The sequence below is a fragment of the Klebsiella sp. OBRC7 genome (genome assembly GCF_000293135.1).
GTDB classification, from domain to species: Bacteria; Pseudomonadota; Gammaproteobacteria; order Enterobacterales; family Enterobacteriaceae; genus Klebsiella; species Klebsiella michiganensis.
The window spans coordinates 24,717-34,914 of sequence record NZ_ALNJ01000025.1; the positions used below are offsets into that span (position 1 = coordinate 24,717).

General features: G+C 57.3%; 10 protein-coding genes and 1 pseudogene. 1 reads left to right on the top strand and 10 read right to left on the bottom strand.

The window, feature by feature from the left end; translation table 11 throughout:
• Positions 1 to 6: 6 nt before the first annotated feature.
• From HMPREF1144_RS05725 to HMPREF1144_RS05770, 10 genes and pseudogenes are all read right to left on the bottom strand, one after another.
• Positions 7 to 696, bottom strand: a complete 690-nt coding sequence (locus tag HMPREF1144_RS05725; protein ID WP_009652091.1) for a molecular chaperone — start codon at positions 694 to 696, stop codon at positions 7 to 9.
• 100 nt (positions 697 to 796) lie between these two features.
• On the bottom strand, positions 797 to 1,315 hold the full coding sequence (locus HMPREF1144_RS05730; RefSeq protein ID WP_004851609.1) for a fimbrial protein: 519 nt from the start codon (positions 1,313 to 1,315) through the stop codon (positions 797 to 799).
• Positions 1,316 to 1,770: 455 nt separating this feature from the next.
• Complete coding sequence (locus HMPREF1144_RS05735; protein WP_004851606.1) at positions 1,771 to 2,319, bottom strand: tyrosine-type DNA invertase; 549 nt, start codon at positions 2,317 to 2,319, stop codon at positions 1,771 to 1,773.
• A 348-nt stretch (positions 2,320 to 2,667) separates the two neighbouring features.
• Positions 2,668 to 3,633 (bottom strand): ABC transporter ATP-binding protein, encoded by a 966-nt coding sequence (locus HMPREF1144_RS05740; protein ID WP_009652072.1) that lies wholly within the window; start codon positions 3,631 to 3,633, stop codon positions 2,668 to 2,670.
• The gene (locus HMPREF1144_RS05745; protein ID WP_009652080.1) at positions 3,630 to 4,610 is read right to left on the bottom strand and encodes an ABC transporter ATP-binding protein; all 981 of its coding nucleotides are present in this window, start codon (positions 4,608 to 4,610) and stop codon (positions 3,630 to 3,632) included. Before HMPREF1144_RS05745 ends, HMPREF1144_RS05740 begins: the two co-directional genes overlap by 4 nt.
• A pseudogene (gene opp4C / locus HMPREF1144_RS05750) lies at positions 4,607 to 5,553 on the bottom strand (oligopeptide ABC transporter permease). Before opp4C ends, HMPREF1144_RS05745 begins: the two are co-directional and overlap by 4 nt.
• Complete coding sequence (locus tag HMPREF1144_RS05755; protein ID WP_009652083.1) at positions 5,553 to 6,512, bottom strand: ABC transporter permease; 960 nt, start codon at positions 6,510 to 6,512, stop codon at positions 5,553 to 5,555. Before HMPREF1144_RS05755 ends, opp4C begins: the two are co-directional and overlap by 1 nt.
• A gap of 43 nt (positions 6,513 to 6,555) precedes the next feature.
• Positions 6,556 to 8,259 (bottom strand): ABC transporter substrate-binding protein, encoded by a 1,704-nt coding sequence (locus tag HMPREF1144_RS05760; RefSeq protein WP_042927089.1) that lies wholly within the window; start codon positions 8,257 to 8,259, stop codon positions 6,556 to 6,558.
• 266 nt (positions 8,260 to 8,525) lie between these two features.
• Positions 8,526 to 9,164 (bottom strand): CatA-like O-acetyltransferase, family 1, encoded by a 639-nt coding sequence (locus HMPREF1144_RS05765; protein WP_004851591.1) that lies wholly within the window; start codon positions 9,162 to 9,164, stop codon positions 8,526 to 8,528.
• A gap of 30 nt (positions 9,165 to 9,194) precedes the next feature.
• Entirely contained in the window at positions 9,195 to 9,578 is a 384-nt protein-coding gene (locus HMPREF1144_RS05770; protein ID WP_004851590.1) for a VOC family protein, read from the bottom strand.
• Positions 9,579 to 9,671: 93 nt separating this feature from the next.
• On the opposite strand from HMPREF1144_RS05770, the gene HMPREF1144_RS05775 reads away from it, so the two are divergent.
• Positions 9,672 to 10,198: DeoR/GlpR family DNA-binding transcription regulator (locus HMPREF1144_RS05775; protein WP_009652082.1), on the top strand; the 527-nt coding region annotated here is incomplete at its 3' end.

Here is a 10,198-nt window from a genome sequence, read left to right on the forward strand (position 1 = left end):
GGCGGGTCAGCGAACCTGCGTGTGGCTTTTTCCCACGCCGCCAACGTCGCTAATGATTTTCCATGACACCAGGCCGGTCACCTTGCCGGGTGTGGCAAACGTGGCTGAGCTCATGGGGGCGACAAAGGTGGCTTCGTTAATGGGATGATTGCCCACCGTGACCTCGTTAAAATTCATGTAAAACGGCGTCGGATTCGATACCATTAGCCTGCTGCCCGTCAGGCGCCATTTCAGCTTATGGGTCACCTCTTCCGGGATACCCTTCAGCGTTTTGGGACGATAAATAAGCTTGAGGCGCGTTCTTACGGCGATTTGCAACGTATTCGCGTCTTCCGGGGCGGTATTTGTCGGAATAGCTTTGACGTTTAGCCAATAAAGCGACTCGCGATCGGTGGGGAGTTGATCGCCGGTATTGACGATCCGCAGCAGGTTTTGCTGCTGGCCGTCGAGGCGGAACAGCGGCGGGGTAATAATAAACGGCGGCCTGGCCGGATCGTTATTGTGCGGCTCCACCCACGACTGGATCAGATAAGGGCCGGTATCCGAATTGCTAACGCTTAAAGAGGCCTCTTTTTTGCCGCCATCAAAAATCAGTCGCGTGCCGCCAATAGTGACGCCGCCGCTTTCTGCCGCCGCCGCTAATTCGCTCGCCAGCACCAGGAGGAGAAGGGGAAATACTCTATATCCTTTATGCATGATAGCCGTATACTCCACAAGTACGAAAAGGGACGGACCGGCTGCTGCCGGTCCGCGGAAATAACGCCAGCGCAACAGAAATACGCCGACGAAATATCCGTTAGTTGTAATTGAGGGTAAATGTGCTGGTAGCGTTAGCGAACCCTGCGTTTACGGTGCTTGATGTCGCATAATAGCGGGCGACGAAAGCGAGACTATTTTCACCTGGCTGCAGCGGATACGCGGACGAGGCGGTATATAATGGGACGACGACGTTTTTATTATCCATTAACTGGATCCCGACGCCCTGTGCCACGCCAGGCTCTTGGGTGAGCGCCAGAATAGTGCCGACGCTGCTATCCGCCGTGCCGTCGAATTTTACCGTGGCCGACTTAGCGGATTTCGGGCAATCTTTCAGGGCAATAATAAATTTGGTCGCCGAGGCCGTGGAGCCTGCGCCGGTGAAGGCCTTGCTGGAGACATTCCCCATCATAACCGACAGCGGGTTGGTCATATTATTGATCACGGTACAGGCGCTATCGGTGATGGAGCCGTAAAAATTAATACGGCCATCATCTGCGAATACGGATGCGGACATGACACCGGCTAACAGACCAACAGCAATAAGACTCTTGTTCATAAGGTAGTCCTTATAGGAAATATAGAAAGGTAATAGCTTCACAGAAATAAATTTCTCATGAGCTTTATTAATCTGATAGCCAGATGACGTGCTGAAATAGATTCAGTGAGGCTGAGGTTTATTTCTGCAGAAGACATTTTGTATCAAAGTGTCATGTTTAGTTTTATCTATTTTGTTTGTTTATTTTTTAGATGTAGATGCCAAGGATGGCGATTTTTGCGATATTAAAAACTAATAATTGAGGAGTGGATGGTAAATAATCTGGTGTTTCGGAGGGCAACGTCTGTGGTAAGGGTTCGCTGGAAAATGCGCATTAGTTTCTAATTTATTGATAATTAATGTTTTTAATTTTTCGAGACACGAAAAACCTTACGGGTTGACAGGCTATTGGCGATTTATTATGTTAGTGACAATCTGATACATTATGTCAAGTAAGAAATATATTGGTTATCGCGTCACCATATATTTTTAAATCTTGCAGCATTGCTCGCAGTATAAAGCACCGTATGCTGAATATTTCTGTGACCGAGATAATCCTGAATTAGCCGGGTATCCATGCCCTTATCGGCCAGCGAAAAACCGCAGGCGTGGCGCAGCATATGCGGATGGGCCGCAATCCTTAAACCCGCACTTTGGCTATAGTGGCTAATCAATACGTGGATCCGCTGACGCGATAGCGGCGTTCCTTTTTGCGAAAGAAATAGCCAGTCGCTGTCGCTGTTGCGATAGTTTTTACGCACCGACAGCCATTCACGGATAAACTTCATCTCGCTGGAAAAGAGAGGATGCGTTGTGGAAAACCCATTTTTAAGCCGTTTGACGTAAATTGAGTGGTTATGCAGGTCAAGGTCAGATAGCCGCCAGTGGCGAATTTCGCTGACGCGGCAGCCGTGAATGAAGCACATCCAGATTAAACAACGATCCCTCTCCGGGTTCGCTCCCTTGTACGCCTCGTTGATGATTTTTTTTATCTCCGTTTCGGTGAGATATTTTCGTTTATTCATGTTTAATCTCCTGAACAGCCATGAAATTTTTCCCCTTCAGGTGTCAAGGCGAATGGCTTCGCCCGATGTAAGCGGTCAAATGAACGCGCCGGGTATGATTAAACAGCGGGGGGAGGATAGCAAGACGGATCGGACTGATTAGCCCGTCGCGCCTGGGGTTACCGTTCACTCCGCACGGCGGTATTCATCACGGCGTGGTGAAAGCGAGCGACGACGACGCGCCGACCCTGGCGTCAAAAAGCGAATACCGGGCGTTTTTCGGTCGCGATGCCACCGGCAGCCGTTTCGCTCTTGCGCCAGTAACCGCCCCCTGTGGGCGTTTTTTTATGGTCCGAAGCTTATCCGGCGCTAAACCGCGTGACAGGCGACGTGGTGGCCGTCGGCGACCTCCCTTAATAGTGGAATATCGCGACGGCAGCGGTCGCTGGCCTGTGGGCAGCGGGAGGAAAAGCGACAGCCGGAAGGCGGCCGGGATGGGTCGGGAATTTCACCTTGTACCACCGCGACCGGCTCGCTCTCCGGATCGAGGGTCGGTACCGCCGCCAGCAGCGCCCGGGTGTAAGGATGCAAAGGCCGGCTGAAGAGCGCATCGCGGCTGGCGGTCTCCACCAGTTGCCCGAGATACATCACCGCCACGTCATCGCAGAGATGTTCTACCACCCCGAGATCGTGGGAAATAAACAAAAACGTCACCCCATGATCGTCGCGCAGATCGGAAAACAGATTAATAATCTGCGCCTGAATCGACACATCGAGGGCCGAAATTGGCTCATCGGCAATAATAAAATCCGGGTTTAAGATCAGCGCCCGGGCAATGCCGATGCGCTGACGCTGGCCGCCGGAAAACTCGTGCGGGAAGCGGTTGTAATGCTGCGGGGCCAGCCCGCAGATGCGCATCACCTCAAGGGTTTTGTCATATAACTCCGTCCGGCGACAGAGCTTGTGCTCCAGCATCGCCTCGCCAATGGCGTCGCCGATGCGAATGCGCGGGTTTAACGAACTGTAGGGGTCCTGAAACACCAGCTGGATTTTAGGCCGCAGCGCGCGCATTGCCCGCGGCGGCAGTTCGGCAAGTTCCTGACCGCGAAACTTGACGCTGCCGGCGGTCTTCTCATACAGCCCCAGCAGCGTACGGCCAACGGTGGTTTTCCCGCTGCCGGATTCGCCCACCAGGCCAAAAATCGTTCCCCGGCGAATCTTAAAGCTCACGCCATCCACCGCCCGCAGTACGCCGGTCTGCTGACCGAACAGCCCATCGCGCAGCGGGAAGTGTTTTTTCAGCCCATCCACTTCAATCACGTATTCATGACTCATGTCACGGACTCCGAAAGCTCACTGTAAAAGCAGGCGACCTGCCGGTCTTGCCCTGACAGCGGTGGAATGCTCTGTCGGCAGCGCGCGGTGGCTTTTGCGCAGCGCTCGGCAAAGGCGCATCCGGCGGGGAGGGCGGCGAGGTCCGGCACCTGGCCGGGGATTGAATAGAGGCGTCGGCGCCGTGCCCCCGGCACCGGCCGCGAGGCAATCAGCCCCTGGGTATAGGGATGCTGCGGGTGACGCAGAATCGCGGCGGTCGCGCCCTGCTCGACGATACGCCCGGCGTACATCACCACAACGTGCTCGGCCATCTGCGCGATAACCCCGAGATCGTGGGTAATCAGCATCATCGCCATCCGGTTGGCCCGCGCCTGGTCGCGCAGCAGGCGCAGGATCTGCGCCTGCACGGTGACGTCCAGGGCGGTTGTCGGCTCATCGGCAATCAGCAGCTTCGGCTGGCAGCTCAGCGCCATGGCAATCATCACCCGCTGCAGCATGCCGCCGGAAAGCTGATGCGGATAGCTGGCCATCAGGCTATCCGCGCGCGCCAGCCCGACATCCGTCAGGCGCTGGGTAGCGTGCCGCCATGCGGCCTTCGGCGGCTCGCCGCGGTGGCGAATCAGCGGTTCGCAGAGCTGCTCGCCGACGGTGAGTACCGGATTCAGGGCGGTCATCGGCTCCTGAAAAATCATCGCCAGCTGATTGCCGCGCAGGTCGGCCATACGGGCGTTTTTCAGCCGCAGCAGGTCCTGGCCCTCAAAAAGAATTTCCCCGCCGTCAATGCGCGCCGCCTGCGGCGGCAGCAGGCCCATTAACGACATGGCGGTGACGCTTTTGCCGCAGCCGGATTCGCCGACCACGCCAACGGTCTGCCCGGCGCGAATAGTGAACGACACATCCTGTACCGCGCGCACCCGGTTTTTGTCGGCGGCAAAAGAGACCGAAAGCTGATTAAAGGTAATTAACGGGCGACTCATTTCAGCCTCTGTTTCATTTTAGGGTCCATGGCGTCGCGCAGGCCGTCGCCCAGCACGTTGATGGCAATAACGGTGATAAAAATGGCGATCCCCGGCGGCATCCACAGCCAGGGCCGGCGCTGAAAGTCGATCAGGCTGTTGGCAGCGTCCATCATATTGCCCCACGACGGCGTTGGCGGCACCACGCCAAGCCCGAGGTAGCTGAGCGCCGACTCGCTGAGAATGGCGTTCGCCACCGCCATGGTCGCCATCACCACCAGAATCGGACCGTATTCGGCAGCAGATGACCAAACAGGCGGCGTCGCGCCGACAGCCCCAGCACCTGGGTCGCCAGCATAAAGTCGCGCTCGCGCAGGGAGAGGCACTGCCCGCGTACCAGCCGCGCCAGCTTCGGCCACTCCAGCAGGCTCAGCATAATCACCACCATATAGATGCGTGAGTCCGGCGAGAAATCGAGCTCCGAGAGCATCGCGCCCGCGACAATCAGCAGCGGCAGGCCGGGGATAGTCATCACCAGATCGGCAAAACGCATAATAAGTTTATCGGTCAGGCCGCCGGCGTAGCCCGACAGCGCGCCGAGCAGATAGCCAAGGGTGACCGACAGCAGCATGGTCAGCAGGCCGATAATCAGCGAAATGCGCCCGGCCAGCAGCAGGCGGGTGTAAATATCGCGACCGAGAAAGTCGGTACCCAGCCAGTGTTCCGCGCCGGGCGGCCTGTTAATCATCAGCGCGTCGGTGGCATCGTCTTTCCACGGTGACCACAGCGGCCCCAGTATGCACCAGAGGGCCATTACGACCAGCAGCAGCAGGCACAGCATCGCCAGGCGATTTCGGCGCAGCGCCTGCCAGGCCTGACGCCAGGGGGATGGGGTCACCTGCGCCAGCGCCGGGATTTCCGCCTTGCGCAGGCGTCGGTCAGCAGAAAACAGAGAGCTGAGCATCAGGACCTCACGCGAATGCGCGGGTCGACCCACGCGTAAAGTACATCGGCAATCAGGTTGCCAAGAATGGTCAGTACCGCCAGAAACAGGGTGAAGCCCATTAACACCGGGTAGTCGCGGGCGGCCAGCGAATCGATGTGAATATGCCCGGCTCCCGGCCAGTTAAACACTTTTTCGGTGATGATCGCCCCGGAGAACAGCCCCGGCAGCTCGAAGCCGAGCAGGGTGATGATCGGCAGCAGGGCATTACGCAGGGCGTGCTTCAGGATAACCGTGCGTTCGCGCAGCCCTTTCGCGCGGGCGGTGCGGATAAAATCCATTTTCACCACGTCGAGCATGCTGGCGCGAAAATAACGGGTCAGGCTGCCCGCCTGGAGCATCACCAGCGCCAGTACCGGCAGCACCAGATGGGCGGCGACCTGCAGCACATACTCCCAGCCGCTGTCGTCGCTGCCGGTATTGGTCATGCCGCCCACCGGCAGCCAGTGCAGGTCGACGGCGAACCACTTGATGAGCAGCAGACAGAGAAAAAAGGTCGGGAACGACATGGCGGCGAACACCGCGACGCTCACCAGATGATCGAACGCAGAATTGGGCTTCAGCGCTGAGACCACGCCCACCGTCAGGCCAATTCCCCAGTAAAACACCAGCGCCACGCTGGCCAGAAGGAAGGAGTTCCAGATGTACTGGTTTAGCAGCTGGCTGACCGGGATCTGGTACTGCAGCGAAAATCCGAGATCGCCGCGCAGCAGCTGGCCGAGCCAGTGGATATAGCGGGTGAGCAGCGGCTGATCCAGGCCGTAAATGGCTTTCAGTTCGGCGGCGCGGGCGGCGGTGAGGGTGATATTGCCGTCGATAAAATCGCCCGGCGTTTTGGCAAACAGCATAAAGATAATCAAGGAGGCCAGCAGCAGCATCGGCAGCGTTTGCAGCAGCCGTCTCAGGATGAAATTTCTCATGACATTCTCACGTCAGCCGCCGGTCACCCCGGCGGCCGGGGATTTACTTAACGATTTTGACATCCGGCAGGCTGCCGGTCAGGCCGTTGTAGATATCCGGTTTGAAGCCGGTGACCCGGGCGCTGCTCGCCGAGAGAATTTCACGGTAGCCGAGAAGGATCGCCGGCGGATCCTGCGCCAGTACCTGATACAGCTGGTGGTAGATAGGCTTACGTTTCTCGACGTCGAGCACCGAGTTACCTTCGGTAATCAGCTTATCGACCTGCGGGTTGTTATAGCCGGACTCTTTCGCTTCCGCGCTGTAAAAATCCCACACGCCATCATGCGGGTCGTTAAGGGTGCTGGTGCTGAACGACGCCAGATCGTAATTACCCGACTTACGCTGCGCCATCAGGGCGTTGAAATCGACGACCTGCGGTTTTAACAGGACGCCAATCTGCTGCCAGTTCTCTTTGGCGATGGGGATCAGCGCATCGTTAAGCACTTTCTTGCTCACCAGCAGCGTTAACTCCAGGCGTTTGCCCTCTTTGACGCGGATACCGTCCGGCCCCGGTTTCCAGCCGGCTTCGTCAAGCAGCTTTTTCGCCTGCGCCGGGTCATAGTGATACGGGTTTACCCCGTCGGCGTTCCAGGCCCAGGAGATCGGCGCGATAGGCTCAATCGCCACCTTGCCGTAGCCCTGGTAGACCACATCAATCAGCTTCTGGCGGTCGAGGCCGTAAATCAGCGCCTGGCGTACCTTCACGTCCTTCAGCGCCGGGCGGCGGACGTTAAATTCCACCTGGCTGTAGTCGCTGGAGCCGTAAAGGTTGATGTTGGCAAAGCCGAGCATTTTCAGCTGTTCGATATCGTCAGGACGCGAGGTAAAGGCGTCGTAGTCGGTTTCGCCCGTCTGGAAGAGCTGGAAGTTGGTCGACGGGTTGGTTACGCGATAGATAAAGCGCGGAGTCGGCGGGGTTCCGCGATAAAAATGGCTGTTGGCGTGGAAACGAATCTCCTGGCCGGGGATGTATTTGTCGTAAACGTAGGGACCGTTGCCCAGCGGTTTGCCGTGCAGGGTGCGCAGATAATCGAGATTCCCGCGCTGGTAGTCTTTGCCGTAATAGGCTCTGGAGAGGACCGGGCCGCCAATTTTTGCCAGCGTCGTCGCGCCCGGTTGGGTGGTGGTTACCTGGAGCGTTAAGGGGTCAATCACTTTCAGGCCGCTGACGCTATCGGCTTTCCCGGCCTTGTAGTCCGCGCCGCCGGCGATATTGGCGAGTGTAATATCGGTATCGCCGTCGTATTTCGGGTCCAGCAGCACGGTGAGGGTAAAGGCGACATCCTCGGCGGTCAGCGGCGAACCGTCGCTAAATGTCAGGTTGGGACGCAGCTTGATAGTGTAGACCTTGTTATCCGCACTCACCGTCCAGCTTTCGGCGAGGCCCGGCACCAGGTTGCCGTGGCTGTCCCAGTCGATCAGGCGCGAAAAAATGACGTTGGTGACGTTCTCATCCCAGCCGTTGACGAAGAAGTAGGGGTTAAATATACCCTGCGGCTCGGCGATGCCGGCCACGACGGTATCTTTGCGCAGCTTCGCCGCCGCGGGGATCTGGCTGGCATCGCTGGCCGGGGTGATCCCCTCTTTTAAAATGTCGTCGGCGATGGCGACAGAAGAAAATGCCACCGCGCCGCCGAGCAACGCTATCTTCAGAGCAAGCGCGAACCGCGTTTGTTTGGTTTTTAACCCGTGCAGTAGTCTGGACAAAAGTGCTCCCTCATCAATTGATTGCGTTGAGTATTTACAAATCATGACGAAAGATAAGAGGCGCATCGCAGCCTGTCTAACACCGAAAAGCTATGGCTTATAGCGATTTAGCATTAGCAATAATTTAACATTAATCTGTCATTTTTGCGCTAAGCGCCAGCATTCTCTGCTATTTACGGGGGGCGCTGCCATCCGACCGCAATGCCGCGGTAAGCAGTATGTAGCGTGCGGCGATCGCCGGCAGCCCCAGGACGTAAGCCAGATGTTTATGGCGTCTGCCAGAGGGTTTCCGGCTCGGCGAAACCCTCTTCGACCAGGGCAAAGAAGCGGCTGGCGTGCAGGCCGTCAACAAAGGCGTGATTGAATTTGCCCGCCACCGGGATAATGCCGTTTTTTAGCTTGCCCCAGGTGAGGGCGGGCACCGCTGCGCCGACGTAATACTCCGCGTGGGTGATGGCGCTGAAATGCAGCCACGGCAGGCAGCTGGCGCAGAAGAAATTCTCGCCGTTGACGATAAGCGGTGCCGGCGCGGTATGTTTCGCCGCTTCAATGTTCGGCGTGGCGGCATGGCTGAAGGCGGCAAAATCGGCGGCGTTGTCGCACCAGACCTGGCGAAAGCCTTCCTGGGCGGTCATCACCGGCGTCATTACCGCCAGCTGGTCATATTCGATAATATCGTCGCCCAGCAGCCGCTGTTTCAGCTGCGGCACCCCGTTCGCCGCGCGAACCAGGGCGTAGAGCGCCAGCTGGAAAAACGAGACGCCGCGATCTTTCGCGCACTCATATAGCCGCTGCGCCTCGACAGGAACGCAGAGATTAAAGCTGGGGTTGGCAAAACCGCGATAAAAATCAAAATGATCTTTTCGCGGCCAGTTTTGTTTGTCGATTACGCGATAGTTGGCCACGGGCGTCTCCTGTTGAGTCAGTGCCTGATACTATGCGACGATTTCAATCAGGTTGCCATCGGGGTCTTTAATCACCGCTTCATAATAGCCATCGCCGGTGGTTCGCGGCGGCGAGACCAGAATCCCCTGCGCGGCGGCGCGGTTTGCCAGCATATCCACCTTTTCAGCGCCGCCAACGGTAATCGCCAGGTGTACCCAGCCGGTGTGGTTGTTATCCGCAGTCTGCGCGACCAGCCCCGGCTTGGTCATCAGCTCAATGGCAATGCCGTCGCCAATCTTGACAAAAAAGGACTCAAAGCCCGGGTTGGTTTGGCTGCAGTACTTCTCATTAATCTCGCCGTCGAAGAAGGCCACCCAAAAGCGGGCCTGTTGCTCAAGCTGGCGGGTCCATAGGGCGATGTGGGCAATTTTCATAGCAAACCTCTTTATAGGGTGTATTGACAGTCAGGGTCTGAATGCACGATCATGCACTTTGTTGCTCGATGAAGATTTTATCAGGAGTTATTTGTGCTCGATTATGCTGCTTTTCCTAAACAACGACAAGCGCTTATTTGCCAGATCCTGCAGGAGAACGGCAGGGTGGTTTGCGCCGAACTCGCCAGCCGCCTTAACGTCTCCGAGCATACTATTCGCCGTGATTTACATGAGCTTAGCCGCGAAGGGTACTGTAAAAAGGTCTACGGCGGCGCGGTGATGACCCTGCCGGAGGCGGGGGACTATAGCGAGCGCAAAGAGAAAAATACGGCGACAAAAAGCAGAATCGCGCAGAAGTGCGCAAAGCTGGTGAAGCCCGGCGGCTGCATTTTTATCGATACCGGCACCACCAACCTGGCGATGGCGGAAGCGCTGCCGGCGGAGCTGGCGTTAACCGTGGTCACCAATTCTCCCGAGATCGCTGCCGTCCTGCTCAAGAAACCGCTGTACGATGTGGTCATGCTTGGCGGTCAGATCCAGCGGGCCAGCGGCGGCTGTGTGGGCGCCTCCGCCGTGGCGCAGATTCAGGGCATGCTCTTCGATCAGGGATTTATCGGCGG